The sequence below is a fragment of the Bowmanella yangjiangensis genome (genome assembly GCF_018531185.1).
GTDB classification, from domain to species: Bacteria; Pseudomonadota; Gammaproteobacteria; order Enterobacterales; family Alteromonadaceae; genus Bowmanella; species Bowmanella yangjiangensis.
The window spans coordinates 1,648,291-1,665,118 of record NZ_JAHDJU010000001.1; the positions used below are offsets into that span (position 1 = coordinate 1,648,291).

General features: G+C 50.6%; 13 protein-coding genes and 1 riboswitch. Of the genes, 2 read left to right on the forward strand and 11 right to left on the reverse strand.

Annotation, left to right across the window (positions count from 1 at the left end; all coding sequences use genetic code 11):
* Positions 1-44: 44 nt before the first annotated feature.
* Entirely contained in the window at positions 45-791 is a 747-nt protein-coding gene (locus KJY73_RS07340; RefSeq protein WP_214342126.1) for a FadR/GntR family transcriptional regulator, read from the forward strand.
* A 401-nt stretch (positions 792-1,192) separates the two neighbouring features.
* On the opposite strand, the gene KJY73_RS07345 is transcribed toward KJY73_RS07340, so the two are convergent.
* The 11 genes from KJY73_RS07345 to KJY73_RS07395 form a co-directional block, all read right to left on the reverse strand.
* Positions 1,193-3,895 carry a glycoside hydrolase family 2 protein gene (locus KJY73_RS07345; protein WP_214342128.1) on the reverse strand — a complete coding sequence of 901 codons (2,703 nt, stop codon included), beginning with the start codon at positions 3,893-3,895 and terminating at the stop codon, positions 1,193-1,195.
* A 273-nt stretch (positions 3,896-4,168) separates the two neighbouring features.
* Positions 4,169-4,657: a molybdopterin synthase catalytic subunit MoaE gene (moaE, locus tag KJY73_RS07350; RefSeq protein ID WP_214342130.1), complete on the reverse strand. Its 489-nt coding sequence runs from the start codon at positions 4,655-4,657 to the stop codon at positions 4,169-4,171.
* 1 nt (position 4,658) lies between these two features.
* Positions 4,659-4,904 carry a molybdopterin synthase sulfur carrier subunit gene (gene moaD, locus KJY73_RS07355; RefSeq protein WP_214342133.1) on the reverse strand — a complete coding sequence of 82 codons (246 nt, stop codon included), beginning with the start codon at positions 4,902-4,904 and terminating at the stop codon, positions 4,659-4,661.
* Complete coding sequence (moaC, locus tag KJY73_RS07360) at positions 4,897-5,385, reverse strand: cyclic pyranopterin monophosphate synthase MoaC (protein WP_214342136.1); 489 nt, start codon at positions 5,383-5,385, stop codon at positions 4,897-4,899. The genes moaD and moaC overlap by 8 nt, the downstream gene beginning before the upstream one ends.
* Positions 5,382-5,921, reverse strand: a complete 540-nt coding sequence (gene moaB / locus KJY73_RS07365; protein ID WP_214342145.1) for a molybdenum cofactor biosynthesis protein B — start codon at positions 5,919-5,921, stop codon at positions 5,382-5,384. Before moaB ends, moaC begins: the two co-directional genes overlap by 4 nt.
* 12 nt (positions 5,922-5,933) lie before the next feature.
* The gene (mobA, locus tag KJY73_RS07370) at positions 5,934-6,470 is read right to left on the reverse strand and encodes a molybdenum cofactor guanylyltransferase (RefSeq protein ID WP_214342148.1); all 537 of its coding nucleotides are present in this window, start codon (positions 6,468-6,470) and stop codon (positions 5,934-5,936) included.
* A complete protein-coding gene (gene moaA / locus KJY73_RS07375; protein ID WP_214342151.1) occupies positions 6,471-7,439 on the reverse strand; it encodes a GTP 3',8-cyclase MoaA in 969 nt (322 codons plus the stop codon).
* A riboswitch (molybdenum cofactor riboswitch) is annotated at positions 7,430-7,550 on the reverse strand. (Overlaps the previous gene by 10 nt.)
* Positions 7,551-7,629: 79 nt before the next feature.
* On the reverse strand, positions 7,630-8,802 hold the full coding sequence (locus KJY73_RS07380; protein ID WP_214342154.1) for an alginate export family protein: 1,173 nt from the start codon (positions 8,800-8,802) through the stop codon (positions 7,630-7,632).
* 160 nt (positions 8,803-8,962) lie between these two features.
* The gene (gene narL / locus KJY73_RS07385) at positions 8,963-9,628 is read right to left on the reverse strand and encodes a two-component system response regulator NarL (RefSeq protein ID WP_214342157.1); all 666 of its coding nucleotides are present in this window, start codon (positions 9,626-9,628) and stop codon (positions 8,963-8,965) included.
* Between the two features lie 303 nt (positions 9,629-9,931).
* Complete coding sequence (locus KJY73_RS07390; protein WP_214342160.1) at positions 9,932-10,804, reverse strand: hypothetical protein; 873 nt, start codon at positions 10,802-10,804, stop codon at positions 9,932-9,934.
* Between the two features lie 123 nt (positions 10,805-10,927).
* Positions 10,928-12,781 (reverse strand): type IV pili methyl-accepting chemotaxis transducer N-terminal domain-containing protein, encoded by a 1,854-nt coding sequence (locus KJY73_RS07395; protein WP_214342163.1) that lies wholly within the window; start codon positions 12,779-12,781, stop codon positions 10,928-10,930.
* A gap of 257 nt (positions 12,782-13,038) precedes the next feature.
* Here KJY73_RS07395 and KJY73_RS07400 point away from each other — a divergent pair, with 257 nt between their 5' ends.
* Positions 13,039-16,827, forward strand: coding sequence for a nitrate reductase subunit alpha (locus KJY73_RS07400; RefSeq protein ID WP_214342166.1), 3,789 nt, complete (start codon positions 13,039-13,041; stop codon positions 16,825-16,827).
* Position 16,828 lies beyond the last annotated feature (1 nt).

Consider the following 16,828-nt stretch of genomic DNA (forward strand, 5'->3'; position numbering starts at 1 on the left):
TGCTGACAACCACCCCCATAGAGGGAAAGTGTGGAAGAGAGACAATGGGACTGGAATTACTAAATATTTCGCAACTGCAAAGTTCACGTAACCTGACAAAGGATTTGGTGATCAGTTTACGCAAGCAAATTCTTGAGGGAAATTTGCAACCAGGAACTAAGCTACCTCCTGCAAAGGAAATTGAGCAGAAAGCCGGTGTAAGCCGCAGTGTTGTCAGGGAAGCTATTGCAGCGCTGAAAGCGGAGGGATTGATATCCAGCCGTCAAGGCGTTGGGATGTTTGTCGCCGACTCTGCAAATCAAAAACCATTTTCCATAGATGAGAAAGAATTTGCTTCGGTAGAAGATGCGGTGCACATCGTTGAACTGCGCATGTCTGTTGAGCTAGAGATGGCTGCTTTAGCGGCTAAAAATCGCACCGAAGAACAAATGCAGGCCATATGGCAGGCGTTAGATGCATTTAGTTCCGAGGTAAAAGCCGGTGGCGATGCCATAGAGCAGGACTTAGCTTTTCATCTGGCGATTGCTGATGCTTCTGGCAATCCATATTTTGGCCGTTTTATTCGTTATATCGGTCAGGGTGCGATTCCCCGAAGAACACTGATTAGTGAGCACGACAACGTCACTCGTGAACAATATCTGGCAATCATTCATGAAGAGCACTCTGCTATCGCCAGGGCGATTGAGGAAAAAGAACCTCAGCTCGCTCGCGAAGCGACCCGCGCTCACCTGGCCAACAGCCGCAATAAACACTTAACCGTGGCAAGAATGTTGCGGGAAGGAAAAGCATAAGGCCAGACAAATAGTTAGTTGAGCTGAGCGACTTTTAGTAAAAAATGAACAACCCCAGGCTACCTGGGGTTTTTTATGTTTAAAGCAGTTTGGGGGACTAGTGCTTTTGACTAAACAAGCCGCTAACGATTAATTTTCTGTAGTTTCCATTTTCTATAGCAGCTCTGCCAAACATCGAGGCAAGGAATAAGACACAAATTTTGCATTGGAAGTCTGCTTTACGTTGATACGAAATAAGAACACAAGAGGCAAGCCTTCATTACACACTATGTGGCTTTTCTAGGGTCTTCCAGTTATTGATAAAAACGCCAATTCATTCAGCCGAGCGGATAACAAGTTTATGGCTCAGCTAAATGAATTTATCGAAAAGTCTGACTGGTTATTTTAAGCCAATAGTAAAGTTACTGACCTTTTTCAAAGGCATTTTGCGCCTTAATCACCTCATCTAATTTCTTAGCAGGGGTATTAGGCGAGGTTGTGTAAGACATGCCCGCTTCTGCTACTGAGTAATAGTGTTCTGCTGTTTCGCTTTGCAGGAAGCGTTGGCCCGACTGCTGACTGAAGAAGCGCAGGCTGGCAGCTTGTGGTCTGTGAATACCGCCTGGACGGAAGCTTGCGGTGACGACGATTTCTCCTGCTAGGCTATCAGCCTTGATCAGAACCGGTGCGCTGCCCCATTCCAATTGCCTTGGGTTTGCCCCAATGGATAGATTGTCCCCCACAATGCTGGCGGGACCACTGATACTGAATTGGACTTCACCCTGGCTCAAGCGCCTGACCGTGCCGCGTTCATCTACCAGTTCGGCAATCAGTGTGACAGTATCTGCACCATCAGCGGTAAGTGGTATCCCTTCGTCCTGTAGGTAAAGCCTAAGGGCGACGGGACGTGCTGCAGGATAGAGCCTATGGCTGGCCACAACCTCTGTGTTATCCAGACATTCTGCCAACATAAAAGCTTCATCTGCTTTGCCTTTGCGGTGCAAGCGCTTGATATTCATAAAATCAAATACCTGCTTAAATACGAACGGCGCGTTAAAGCCATTGTCGCCTTCTCGCTGCAATGTAACTGCTGGCTGGGTGTAATGTGTTAACCTGACTTGTGGACAATTGCTGTATACAGTGACATCTTCAGGCGAGAACGGGGTCATCTGATGGGCGATATAGACAAATGGTCCGGTGCCAGCAGGGAAGGTTTCGTTAGCCGCAAACGGTCGCTGGCTGGTAAACAGGGCATGTGCATATTTAGGCTGACGGAAGGCATCTGTTATTCCTCCATAGAATGGTTCGGGATGGTAACCTCGTTGGTGATCAAATCCATGCCACAGAGTGCCGCCAACAAATTGTCTTGATGCTTGGTTAAGAGTATTCAGACTGGTGAACAAGCGCGTTGTGCCAGCATAGTGTTCGGCTTGCTGCAGTTGTGCTGACTCTCCCCAACCACGCGCTACCCGGCTAGTAGACGCGTGAGAACTCCAATCATCAACATTGTCACCCCATTCCCGGGTAAAGTAGCTGATGCTTGGGGTATTGGGTTTATCCAGGTATTGCTGAATCGTTTCGTGAGTTGGGATAACCGTACTGACCCAGAAATCACTTTGGAAAGAATCGCTGCTCAGTGGGTGCTTGAAAAGTACGTCAAAGAATTCACTACCCTTGGCATGATGATCTGCCGCGGTAAAGGCGCCGGGGTAGGGATATTCGGCATGCACCTGTTGATGGGCTGCCTTGGCAAAATCTAGCGGATAATTGGTTTCATTGAGGATAGGCTCCCACAGTAATACGCTGGGCCGATTGCGATCTCTGCGTACCATTTGGCTGATGTCACTAAGCACCAACTGTGCAAATCTTGGGGCATCATTCCAGAACTGCCAGCCAGGCGTTGGGACAATGACAAAGATCCCCAGTGCATCGCAGGCATCCATAAAGGCAGGATCCATAGGATAATGGGCTGCACGAACAATATTGACGCCAGCTTTTTTCAGTAGAAGTGCATCTCGCCATTGGCCGCTATTGGGCAGCGCATTGCCCAAATAGGCAAAATCCTGATGGCGATTTACACCGATAAGTTTTCCTGAGTAAGGTTTGCCATTAAGGTACAGGCCGTCTTCGCCACGAAAATCAATGCTGCGAATCCCTACTTTGGTAACCACACCGTCCTGTTTTTTACCACCTTTGAGCAGATAGCTTTTAAGTTGATATAAAAAGGGCGACTGAGGTGTCCAAAGGGCTGGATTTGGAACGCTAATGGACAGGGTATAGTGCTGTTGCTGCTTCGCTTGCAGGTTTATCGGTGTTTGTTGGCTAGATACCAGATGTCCGTCGGGATGGTAAAGCTCGGTGACTAACTGAGTTTGTGTGGCTCGTTCATTTTGGTTAAACACATGGGTTTTTACCCTTACCTCGGCCTGTTGTGAGGATACCTTGGTAAAGCTGACAAACACCCCACCTCCGGCAATCTGCTGCTGTTCATTGGCATTGGTAATATGCAGTTTGTCAGTGACAATCATCCAGACATCCCGGTAGATACCGCCGAAGTAGGTGAAATCCAGCAGTTCCTGGGGCTTACCCGGTGGATAGCCGGGGTCGTCGCTGTTATTCGCGACTACGGTGAGCAAATTGGGTTGGTCAAATCGCACCTTATCACTGATATCAAGGTTAATCGGCAAATAACCGCCCGTGTGTTGTTTGAGCAGTTCGCCATTAAGATAAAAGAGGCTTGTGCCCATGACCGCTTCAAAGTGAAGAACGATACGGCGTTTTTTCCAATCAGGCTTGACGCTGAATTTCTTGGTGTAGCTGACTGGCCCCTGATAATTGACACCACCACTGGCTTCACTGGGTACAAGATTGACAGTATGAGGCAAGTTAACTAGCTGCCATTGTTGTGGGTATTGTTCAGGAGATTGAGTATGAGTGCGCGAGAAGCGCCATCCCTGGTTGAAGTTGTAATGCTCGCGTGAAGAAGACGGCAATGGGTGGAAGCCAGCAATAGAATACGCGGTATCAGATGCTTCATCGGCAGAAGCACGCCAGTTGGCTAAACTGAGCAAGCAAAAATACAGTAACAACAATATATGATTATTCTGTCTTACCTTAATGGACATTTTAGCTCCTTAAATATATGAGGTGAGATATCATACAACTGTTGTGGGGCTCAAGGAAATCAGCTTTCCTGCTGTATATGAGAGGAACGCTCTGTTGGGGAGTCTTTAGTGTCGAGCGGCTTGGTTTCTCCTTAAGTCGCTATCTTGATTTCAAGGCTTTCATGTTGATGTAATAAGTCATTCATGAATTAAGATATTCATTCTGCTGTAAGCCAGTATCAGATTGAGAAGTGGCCACAACTAGTAAATGCGCATGTTTGTCTCATTTACCATCTATGGGGATAGTGGTTGTGGTAACCATTGTCTGGCTTTTTGCTGATCCTGCTGGCTGGCTTGTACCCAGTATTCACCTTTGTCATCCTGCTCTTTTTTCCAAAATGGTGCGCGTGTTTTAAGCTGATCCATAATGAATTCACAGGCCTGAAATGCATGGCCACGGTGCCGACTGCTCACACCGACAAACACTATCTGTTCAGAAGCGTGTAAGGCGCCCACGCGGTGAATTAGCCTGATGCGGCCAACAGGCCACAGACTCCTGGCCTCTGTTACTATTTCCTTAAGGGATTTTTCTGTCATGGCCGGATAGTGTTCCAGTGTCAGTTTTTGTACCCTGTGCTGTGGATTAATGTCTCTTACCAGGCCAACGAAACTGACGATTGCGCCGTCCTGACGGTTACCGGCACAAAGTGCCAGATATTCTTCTGCCTGACTAAAGTTGGCTTCTCGTACCGAGATAAAATCTGACGGTGGTTTGGCTTGCATACTAGCCTCCGGTAACGGGAGGAAAGAAGGCCACCTCATCACCGGCGTGCAAGGGGTGGTCGTCATCCACTAAGCACTGGTTGACTGCTGCCAGGGAATTATCCGGCGCCAGATAGTCCTGCCACTCCCTATGCTGCGCCATCAGATATTGGCGAAGTGCACCAATGTCGGCAAAGGCATTTTGCAGCGCCAGCTTATCATGCCCTATCTGTTCGCGAAGTCGGGCAAAAAACAATACTTCAATCATGTTCATCTCTCGCTTGCCAGTAGCCACTTTTGCCACCGGACTTATTGATAACTCGTATGCCGCCGATCCGCATGGCGGGATCGATAGCCTTACACATATCAAACAGGGTGAGGGCGGCGACGGATACTGCCGTTAGCGCTTCCATCTCCACGCCGGTTTGCCCTGCCACTTTGCATATGGCCTGAATACCAACTCTGATGTTCTCTGCATCTACCTTAAACTCCACCTGAATATTGCTCAGCATCAGTGGGTGGCACAGAGGAATTAAACTGGCGCATTGCTTGGCAGCCTGAATCCCTGCGACTCTGGCTACGGCGAACACGTCTCCCTTAGGTAGCATGCCGGCGCAAATTTGCGCCAAGGTGTCGGGCTGCATTTCCACATAGCCGACGGCCATGGCCTGGCGGGCGGTGATCTGTTTGTTACCTACGTCCACCATGCTGGCTTCGCCCCTGCTGTTCAAATGCGTCAGTCCAGTCATAGTCGTTGCTCGCATAAAGTGGCCGCATTGAGATGACCGAGAAAATTGCATTTACCCTGGCGTGCATCCAACTGGGGGGCAATCAGATATTGCCAGGCGGTTGCGCAGGCATTGGTTGAGCCCGGCAGACAGCAGACCAGGGTATGGTTAGCCAGTCCCGCCAGGGCGCGGGATTGCAGTGCCGATGGACCAATATCCTGATAGGAGAGCTGTCTGAACAGCTCGCCAAACCCGGTTACTTCGTGGTCAAACAGCACGGATACCGCCTCGGGCGTGCAGTCCTTAGCATGAAAACCTGTGCCACCGTTGATAAGAATGACCTGTACCTCGTTGCTGGCAATCCAGGCGGATACCTGGGCACGGATCAGATAGCGATTTCTTGGCAGTAGATGTCGCTGGGTTAGCGTATGTCCGGCGCTTTGTAGCCTATCTTGCAGATACTGCCCGGCGTTGTCCTGCTCTTGGGTGCGGCTGTCTGAAACTGTCAGTATGGCGATATTCAATGCGGCTTCGGGTGACAATGGTGCTGTATTCATAGGGGATGTCCGTTAACCTGCAATGGCGGATTGCCACTGTTCTGGGGTATTCAAATTACGTAGTCTGTGTTTGGCTTTGCAAGGTAGAGCACAAGCCTGTAAATGCGCCAACATATGGCGCACCGAACCTTGTCCTTCGTTATCCATCAGTTGCTTAAGGTAATTGCGCAAAACCTCAGTGATGGGTAAATATAGAGGCAGAAAACAGTGCTGGAAATAATAAGGACGGCCATTTTTGCGCCCATAGCGGTACAAGTCATGCAGCAGAGATGGCCGCAGAAATGGCATATCTACAGGTACAATCAACAACTCATCTAGGTTGTTGGCTTGGGTGAGGGCGCTATGAATGCCGCCAAGTGGTCCGGCATCTTTTACCAGATCTTGCACAAATCCGAGCTGATTGCGGCTAATTAGTACCCGTTCGCAGCCACTTTTTTGTAAAAGCTGCTGCGCTTGTTGTAGCAAGCTATGGCCATGGTATTCGAGCAGCGCTTTGTCTTGCCCCATCCGGCTGGAACGCCCGCCGGCCAGCACCAATCCAATCAGCATTTAGCCTCCCAGCATAGCCAGTTGTTGGGTGGCACCGGTCAGACCTTGTTGTAACCAATGACGGCTGTGTTTTTGCCCAAGCAGTTGCAACATATGTTGCTGCAAACCGGCAATATCGCCTTCTTGCAACCAGGGCGCCAGAGACAACCCCTGCTCGGCAAATAAGCACAGATGCAGATTGCCCGTGGCAGACACCCGCAGCCGGTTACAACTGGTGCAGAAGTCTTTGTCATAAGGCATGATTAAACCAATATTCCCTTGATAGTCTGGGTGGCAAAACTCCTGTGCGGGTCCGGCAGTTTTATCCCGTATTATGGGTAGCCAGCCACTGGCCAGCAATTCGGCTTTTATGCTCTGACCGCTCAGGTGGTTTTCGGCAAAGAATGCCTGATTGTCGCCAGTTTGCATCAGCTCAATCAGTCGAAGTGTGACCGGCGTATTTTTCAGCCAGTTCAGCGCGTGTTTGAGCAAGGTCTGAGAGTAGCCTTTCAAAAGCACGCTGTTAACTTTGACCTTAAGCCCCTGCGTGAGGGCACTCTCAACCCCCCGTAGCACGATATCTAGTTTGTTGTGCCCGGTAATGGCATGAAATTGCCTGGGATCCAGACTGTCGATACTGACATTCAAGGCGCTCAGTCCGGCGTCCTTCCATTGTTTAACCTGGCCGGGTAATTTGAAGCCATTGGTGGTCAGCGCTACCTTGTCAATGCCTTGAGTTTGGGCACAGATGGCAATAATCTCCGTCAGATCCTTACGCAGTGAAGGCTCCCCGCCGGTTATACGGATTTTTCGGGTACCCAGTCCGGCAAAAGCGCCTGCCAAGGTGGCGATCTGTGGTTGACTGAGAAAGCGCGTTTTGCCGTTACCCTGATAGCCATCCGGCAAACAATAGGTACAGCGAAAATTGCAAACATCAGTGATGGACAGTCGCAAATACTGAAAGCGTCGGCCAAATCTATCTTCCAACATGATTCCTTACCTTTCCAAACAGGGGAGGCTGACAAATTTCTCCATCAACCCTATAGGCCGTTACCCCATGCCCGAAGGTTTAGCGATAACGGCTCGGCAGGCCGGGCGTTGTCCCGACGTATTAATGCTACGGCAAACCAGACGCCAGGCTATTCCCCAAAAGGGATAGACAGGCGGTGCATTGGGATAATTACCAGTTGGCGGTGACCATTAACCACAATTTGTCGGTGTCCGAACCATGATGTTTGGCCCGGTAGCGAGCCATTTTCAGCAGCAGCTTAAGATGCGCATTAACAGCATAGGCTGCTGAGGCGTCCCATTCATGGCCATAGCGGATAGCTTGTTTGTCACTGTCAAAACGATGATAAGTCAGTTGCAGTTTTATTCCGGCCAAAGTCGTGCCAGCACCGGCATAACGGTCTTGTAACCCGGTTAGTGGCGTGTTGAGAAATTGATCGGCAAAACCCTGGAACTTATGCAAGGTGGCCAGTGGCGTGATAACCCGGCCCTGACTGTCTGCCCCCAATTTTTCGTAACCTAATGTCCAGCTTATGCCACTGAGCTCGCCATCTAATTGCGCGAGTCCGTAGGTGGCCTTGTAATCAACTGGCTGCTCGGCATAGTCCTGCTGGCGTGCCAGACTCAAGGTCAAACGCATTGCGGGAAGACTGCCTTGATAACGCAAGCCAAAGGTTTTATTTGATAGTTGCGGCGCTTGTTCAAAGTCCATCCAATAAGCAAAGGCGCTAATACTTTGTTGGGCGTCCAGGGCAAAGCGTCCGTTAACAAGGTGAGTATCGCCGCTAAAGCGTCCTTGGGGACTATCCTCGCCAAAGATACGGTTCACTTTGCTGATATAGCTATAGTCGAGGTTGAGATTTTCCTGGGGAGTGAATTTAACGCGAAGCGCGTCAAAGGTTTGCTCGTTTTGCCGCCAACCCACGCCACCGACAAAGCGCTGGTCATCGAGATTGATGCGCTGACGACCTGCATCCAGGCTTAAGTGTTGTTGCTGATAGCTTAGATAGGCTTGATTCAGATCCTGACCTTTGGGATCGGCAATCACCGGTCTGTCGCTTATCCCATTCAGTGTGGAATTGTATTTATCCGTGCCAAGGCTCCACAGGCCATCCACTTCCAGCGTACCACTGAACCCATGATATGCGCCGCTTTGGTAACTAAAGCGGCCTCGGAGGGTATTGGCGATAGCCTGTTGAGACATATTGTGTTGTTCGACAAACTCCGTGCGGTAGCGCAGGTTCAGGCTTACCTTGCCCTTAGTGAGGGTATCTTGCAGGTTGTCTGCCTGACTTGGTGTGATAATCAGCGGTGTGAGAAGCAGTAAAAGGGCCATGTGTTTCATATTCAGTGTCCGGGTTGATAAATCTCGGACTTACTATGAAAAGGACCCTGGTTGCTTAAATTGATATAAATCAACTCAAGCAATGCGCTACCCATAAGCATCTAATGCCTCGCCTCTAAAGGGGTAGAGGCGAATGTCAGGGGATATTGAACGGGGCCACTCAGACCCTGGCGTCGCCTTTGCTTTGTTGGTTTACCATCCACACCGCGGCTTCGACCCGCGAGCGCAAATCGAGCTTTTTCAACAGGTGTTTTACATGCACCTTTACCGTGCCGTCAGAAATATCCAGTTCCCTGGCAATCAGCTTATTGCTCAGCCCTTTGGCAATAAGCTTAAGGATGTCCAGCTCCCGGCTGGTGAGGCTGGCCAGTGCGCGGTTGGTCTGTCGCTGCGGTCGGCGCAAGGCCGTTGCCAGGATTTCGGTGAGCTTCGGACTCATCACCATCTTACCCAGAACGGCTTCTTTAAGTTTCTCAATCAGTGCTTCGGGCTCCATATCCTTAAGCAGGTAGCCATCAGCACCCAGACGGATGGCTTCTACCACATCCTCATCGCTGTCTGACACCGTCAGCATGATAATGCGTGCATCCACGCCACGTTCGCGCAGGGCTTTTAAGGTCTGCAGGCCATCCATGCCCTGCATATTCAGATCCAGGGTGATCAGATCCGGGTCGAGGGATTCGGCCAGCTCAATAGCCTGCTGACCGCTACTGGCTTCACCTACTACGTTCAGGTCGTCTTCCAGTTCTATTAGTTGTGTGAGCCCTTTACGCAGCAAAGGGTGATCATCGACCATCAATACGGTAGCGGGGGTTAACTCAGACATTTCGGGCTCCGGCTTTTATCTGCATAATCATCAAAGACTAACGTTTAGGGGGAGGGATGCCAACCAATCTCAGGAGATAGGTGAGTACCTCTAAATGGGTAGTTGTTTTTGGCGGTTTTCATACTTAACACCTTGCGAGAGGTTTTGAGCTGCGTTGATTGTCTGGCGAGTGTGTATCCTATTGCCGCACTATGCTTGCCACCTTGCTCCACATTAAGGAACTTTTTTTATCTCCTCTGGTGCGCTCCTTGCGATATGTTTGGGGCAAGGATCCGCAATCCACTCAGGTTAGCTGTTAGTCTGCTATTTATCGGCGAGGTGCGTTAGCCAGGTTTTTAGCAGCGACTTCTCGCTGTGAAGCGCAAGAGCAAAAAATACTCCAAGCGCTAGCACGACCAATGCACTTGCCCATGCCATAGTCGATGTTGCTTCATAAGCCCCCCAGACAGCGATGATTGGGATCGCTATCACCGCAGCGTAGATTCGATAATTGTGCATTGAGGTAACCGCATTGGCCGCCTCCAACTTAAAATGCGCCAGGATTGCCCAGTCATCGATGATAAACAGTAAAATCCAGGCGATGATAGGGAAAGCCAGGCTGTTAACCGCGAGAAACTGATCAATCCATAGCATCAACACCACGGAGCAGAAAAAAAGATTGCCAATGTTGCCAGTGAATTTTGCTTGTTTTGAGTATTGATAACCTGGACGTTCATCAATTTCACTAATGGACTGAGCAAGTGAAATGCTAAATTCATCATTATGGGTATTGGAATTCATTTCGGCTTCCTTGTCCTTGCCTGCCGTATCAATCTCCTTATTGCTCTGCCCTAGATATCGTAGTGTACTGATTAACAGCATTACCGAGCACAGTCTTAAACTCAAAGCACCCGAAGCTATTTCGCTTTTAATGATCGTAACCCCATGATTAAGCAGCAAAATCGTGAAATTCACTACACTGTGTACGGCGGAAAACAACAGCACAGTACACAACAGGGCAACGAAAGGAGTGATTAATGAAAAGCTGAATATTCCTGCTAGCGTATCTGTGAGAATGGCGTGTTTTTTACGACCATTACCCAGAGACTCAAATACCGCGTAAAAGATTACGCCAAGTACTGTAAGTAAAGGCAGCCCGACGGAAATACCAAGGGAGATTTGCCACCCTTGCTGCATGTGAATAATCCTCTATTCGGGCGTACAGCAAACCAGCCCTTTATGATTAGATGTGTAACTGACTGCGCAATGCTCAAGTTTGTCGTAATCATTATGCATAGGTTGATATAACTACAACATCCCTTAAACCCCAACCACCTCATCTTTGCGCTGGGCATAATATTCAGGTTCAAATTCAAAGCTGACCAGGGTGCCGCCGTCAGGGTGGCGCTGTACATTCAACTCACCACCTAAGTTGCGGCTGCGCTCGCGCATGATGGCCAGGCCATAGTGATTTAGTTTGCTTGGGTCGTTTTCAATGCCAATGCCGTTATCACGAATACTCAGTTTGATATGTGACGGACTATCGAAAGTTCGCTGTAAACTCACCACCACTTGATTGCCTCCGGAGTGATGCAGAGCGTTTTGCAGCGCTTCACGGGTGATTTGCAGTAGGTGGATCTCTTCATTGGGGCTAAAGGGCAGGTTATCCACATCAAATTCCAGCGAGAAGCGAATACTGTCGGAGCGCTCCTGCAGTTGTAGCAGGCTTTGTTCCATGGCTGCGCGCAGACTTTGACCGTCCATTTTCAGTCTGAAGGTGGTAAGCAGTTCACGTAACTCCCGATACGCTGAGCTCAATCCGGTTTTCAGCTCGTCAATAACCGGGGCGGCTTTATCGGCGCCATTAGGCTGTTTAAGTAGCTTCTCCAACCTGGCCACCTGAATTTTCAAATAAGACAGGGCCTGCGCCAATGAATCGTGTAGTTCTCTGGCAATAACAGTACGTTCATGCATTAGCACGAGTCGGCGACTTTGTTCCTGCTGGTCGCGTAGGCTCAAACTTACAGCAAACTGATCTGCTACGGACTTGAGCAGGCGCATCTGCCAGGTTTCCAGCTTTTGCCCTGGCTGCAACTGACATACCAGCACGCCATAGTTAGTCGAAGCGCGGGTCAGTGGAAAGGTCAGTTTATTGTCTGCAGGTGGGTTGGTATTCATACACCCATTACAATCTTTATTGATGCAGCGCGAGGGTAAAATTTTATCCTTGGTCATCAGGTGTTCGTAAGGCGTATTGCCTGAAGCCGTCATCATGCACAGGTCCAGATCCGAAAGCCCGGTTATCTTCGCCAGGCGATTTAGCAGGGGGCCAAACTCCGACGGATGACTGAGTGACTCCTGTAGGCTGTTACTGATGTTGTAGAGCAGTTCCACCGACTGATTACTTTGTTGCAGGCGGATGGTTTTTTCCTGCACCTTCTTTTCCATCAAACTGTGGGAACGACTGATGGCATCTGACATGTGGTTAAGGGTGTGGCCCAGCAGCGCCAGTTCATCATGGCCATGGTCGGGGGCACGACCGGTAAAATCCCCTCTGCCTATTTGCCGGGCTATTTGGGTCAGCTGTGCCAGCGGCTGCTTGATATGCCGACTGATGATAAACATGGCCACTATCATTAACAGAGCGGTTAGCAATAACGCAAGGCCCTGAATCAGGCGAATGGTGGCCACATTCTGCTCAGCATGGTGCTGATGGAGCTGTACCAGATGGTCGATGTCTTTTACCAAGGTATCGGTTTCATTCAGCAGTGTTGGCAAAGCTTCAGGCTCTACAATGGCAGACTCAATACCCGGTTTGATGCGTTCTTGCCAGCGCGCCACAATAGACTCGTAAAGCTCAAAATGCTCGCTGGCCCGCTTGGCCATCGCCGGGCGTTGCAGGGTGGGCAATTGCAGGGTTTGGTCAAACTGATGAATCTGCTTAGTGAGGCGTTGCTGACGCGCTTCAGCGTCGAGATCATCACGCATTAGGCTGATAGCTATCTGATAGCTTTGCATCCGCAAGGTGCCGGACAGGTTGATGGCGTAGGCATCATTCTCGGCACTGTCGCTGATAAATACCGAGCTGGCCATACTGACCACCGCTAGCAGGCTGATGGCAAACATCATCAGACCAACTCTGAACACAATTGAACGATTAAGTTGCTTTAACATCACCTTACCTGCCAGGGGCACAGGTGGTACTCACAATAAACAGGGAGTAGTGTTCGCTCCCGGCTTTTTGAATTCACCTGCCTTTCATCCCGCGATATTACTGATTTTTGCCCAATTTAACAGCTACCCATTATTGGGTACTCGCCTCGAAACCCTTACCTGATAAGGGATTGCGGGGCAGTTGGCGATCTATTTAACTAGCTGCAGAGCGAGTATTTCGCCAAGACCAGTAGCTAATTTATCAACAGGAGTCCGGCATGAGTCAATTTCTGGACAGATTGCAGTATTTCAAACGTATAAAAGGACAGTTCGCCAATGGCCACGGTGTGACCACAGACGAAGATCGGAGTTGGGAAAATGGGTATCGTCGTCGCTGGCAACACGACAAAATAGTGCGTTCTACCCACGGGGTGAATTGTACCGGCTCCTGCAGTTGGAAAATTTATGTTAAAGACGGCCTGGTGACCTGGGAAACCCAACAAACCGATTATCCTCGTACCCGGCCTGACTTGCCTAATCATGAACCCCGAGGCTGTCCCCGTGGTGCCAGTTATTCCTGGTATATCTACAGCGCTAATCGCCTCAAGTACCCGAAGATTCGTAAGCGCTTGGTGAAGCTGTGGCGTCAGGCCAAAATGCAGCACAAAGATCCGGTTGAGGCTTGGGCGTCCATCGTCGAAGACCCGGTCAAAGCCAAGGACTACAAGCAGCAGCGGGGCTTAGGTGGCTTTGTGCGGGCGCGCTGGGATGAGGTGAATGAAATCATCGCCGCGGCCAACATTTACACCACCAAAACCTATGGACCGGATAGGGTAACCGGCTTTTCGCCTATTCCAGCCATGTCCATGGTGTCCTATGCCGCCGGGGCTCGTTATTTGTCATTGATTGGTGGTAACTGCCTGAGTTTTTACGACTGGTACTGCGACCTGCCACCGGCGTCACCGCAGGTGTGGGGGGAACAGACCGATGTGCCCGAGTCGGCGGATTGGTACAACTCCAATTACATTATCTGCTGGGGCTCGAATGTACCCCAGACCCGTACCCCGGATGCGCACTTCCTCACCGAGGTTCGCTATAAAGGCACAAAAGTTATCAGTGTGACGCCGGATTATTCCGAGGTCGCCAAGCTGACGGATCAGTGGCTGGCACCCAAGCAGGGTACAGATGCCGCGCTGGCGATGGCCTTTGGCCATGTGATCCTCAAAGAGTTCTATGTTGAACGTCAGGTAGAGTATTTCACTGACTATGTTCGTCGTTACAGTGATATGCCCATGTTGGTGTTACTCGACGAGCAGGAAGACGGCAGTTTGGTACAGGGGCGTTTTCTGCGCGCGTCCGACCTAATGGACAACCTCGGGCAGGAAAACAACCCCGAATGGAAGACCATAGCGCTTAATGAAGAGAATGGTGAACTGGTGTCTCCCACTGGCGCCATAGGTTATCGCTGGGGTGAGGCACAAAGCGGCATTGGCAAAGGTAAATGGAACCTGACCCAGCGTGACGGCAAAACTGGCGAGAACCTGCATCTGCAGCTTAGCCTGAAAGCCGGTCATGACGAGCTGGCAGCGGTTAATTTCCCTTACTTTGGTAGCCGCGAACACGAATACGGTTATTTCCAGCACACCGAACATGACGCGGTGATCCCGCGTAAGGTGCCAGTCAGGTTGGTGACGCTGGCGGATGGGCGTCAGGCCAAAGTTGCGACGGTATTTGATTTGACCCTGGCTAACTATGGCGTGGATAACGGCTATCAGGACCCTAACTGTGCCAAAACCTTCGAGCAGAACCTGCCTTATACCCCGGCCTGGCAGGAAGCCATCACTGGCGTGAAGGCCGCCGATGTGGTCAAAGTGGCCCGTGAGTTTGCTGACAATGCGGCCAAAACCAAAGGTCGTTCGATGATCATTGTCGGCGCGGGTATGAACCACTGGTACAACATGGATATGAACTACCGCGGCCTGATCAATATGTTGATCTTGTGTGGTTGCGTAGGACAAAGCGGTGGTGGCTGGGCTCATTATGTGGGCCAGGAAAAACTGCGTCCACAAACCGGTTGGACCCCATTGGCGTTTGGCCTTGACTGGGTACGTCCGCCCCGTCATATGAACGGCACGTCCTTTTTCTATAATCACTCCAGCCAGTGGCGCTATGAAAAACTGCATATGCAGGAAGTGATTTCGCCGTTGGCGGATAAGAGCAAGTGGACCGGAGCGATTATCGACTACAACACCCGTGCCGAACGCATGGGTTGGCTGCCGTCGGCACCGCAACTTGGTATGAACCCGCTGCAGCTTTGTCGTGAGGCCCGTGACGCCGGTATGTCACCCAAAGATTATGCGGTGCAGCAATTAAAAAGCGGCGAGCTGGAATTTGCTTGTCTTGATCCGGACAACCCGAAAAACTTCCCGCGTAATATGTTTATCTGGCGCTCCAACTTGCTGGGTTCTTCCGGGAAGGGCCATGAATATATGCTGCGCCACTTACTGGGTACCAAGCACGGCTTGATGGGTAAGGATTTAGGTGAAGAGGGCGGCGATAAGCCCGAAGATGTGCATTGGCGTGATGACGCGCCGGAAGGCAAAGTGGATTTGTTTGTCACCTTGGACTTTCGTATGTCCACCACCTGTTTGTATTCCGACATCGTGTTGCCTACTGCGACCTGGTATGAAAAAGACGACCTGAATACGTCGGATATGCACCCCTTTATTCACCCCTTGTCCAGAGCCGTGGACCCGGTTTGGGAATCGCGCAGTGACTGGGACATCTTCAAGGGTATTGCCAAGTCTTTCTCAGAGCTCTGTGAAGGACACCTTGGTCAGGAAGAAGATCTGGTGACTCAGCCGATGCAGCATGACAGCCCCGGTGAGCTGGCACAGCCCTTTGGCAGCCAGGCCTGGTGGAAAGGCGAGTGCGACCTGATTCCGGGCAAAACCGCGCCGAATATGATTACGGTCGAGCGTGACTATCCCAATACCTATGCGCGTTTTACCTCCCTTGGTCCATTAATGGACAAGTTGGGCAACGGCGGTAAGGGCATTAGCTGGAATACCCAGAAGGAAGTGGATTTTCTCGGTGAGCTGAATCAGCGTCATATCAAAGCTGGTGCCAATCAGGGCCGGCCAAAAATTGACACAGCCATTGATGCGGCCGAGGTGATCTTATCCCTGGCGCCAGAGACCAACGGTCAGGTAGCCGTTAAGGCCTGGGATGCGCTGTCGCAAATTACCGGCTTAGACCATCGCCATCTGGCGCTGCCTAAAGAAGAGGAGAAGATCCGTTTTCGCGACATAGTCGCGCAGCCGCGCAAGATCATCAGCTCACCTACCTGGTCAGGCTTGGAAGACGAGCATGTGTCCTATAACGCAGGTTATACCAATGTGCATGAGTTGATCCCCTGGCGCACCATCACCGGTCGTCAGCAGTTTTATCAGGATCACGAATGGATGCGTGACTTTGGTGAAATGCACTGTCTGTACAAACCACCGGTTAACCTGAAAACGGTCCGGCCTGTATTGAACAAGAAGAGTAACGGTAACAAAGAGCTGGTGCTGAACTGGATCACGCCACACCAAAAGTGGGGCATTCACAGTACTTACTCGGACAATCTGCTGATGCTGACCTTGTCCCGTGGTGGCCCTATTGTGTGGCTTGCCGAACCAGACGCTGCCAAAGCCGGGATTGAAGATAACGACTGGATTGAGGTGTTTAACGTCAATGGCGCCATTGCTGCCCGGGCCGTGGTGTCACAGCGGGTGCCGGAAGGGATGAGCATGATGTATCACGCCCAGGAGCGGATAGTGAACGTACCTGGCGCTGAAACCACAGGCACCCGTGGCGGTATTCATAACTCCGTGACCCGCGCAGTGTTAAAACCCACGCATATGATTGGTGGCTACGCCCAGCAGGCTTACGGCTTTAACTATTACGGCACAGTGGGCTGTAACCGCGACGAGTTTGTGATTGTGCGCAAGATGAGCAAAGTGGACTGGTTGGATGACGACAGTGTCGACGCCCTGGATGCCCAACTGAACGAGCAGGAGAAGTAAC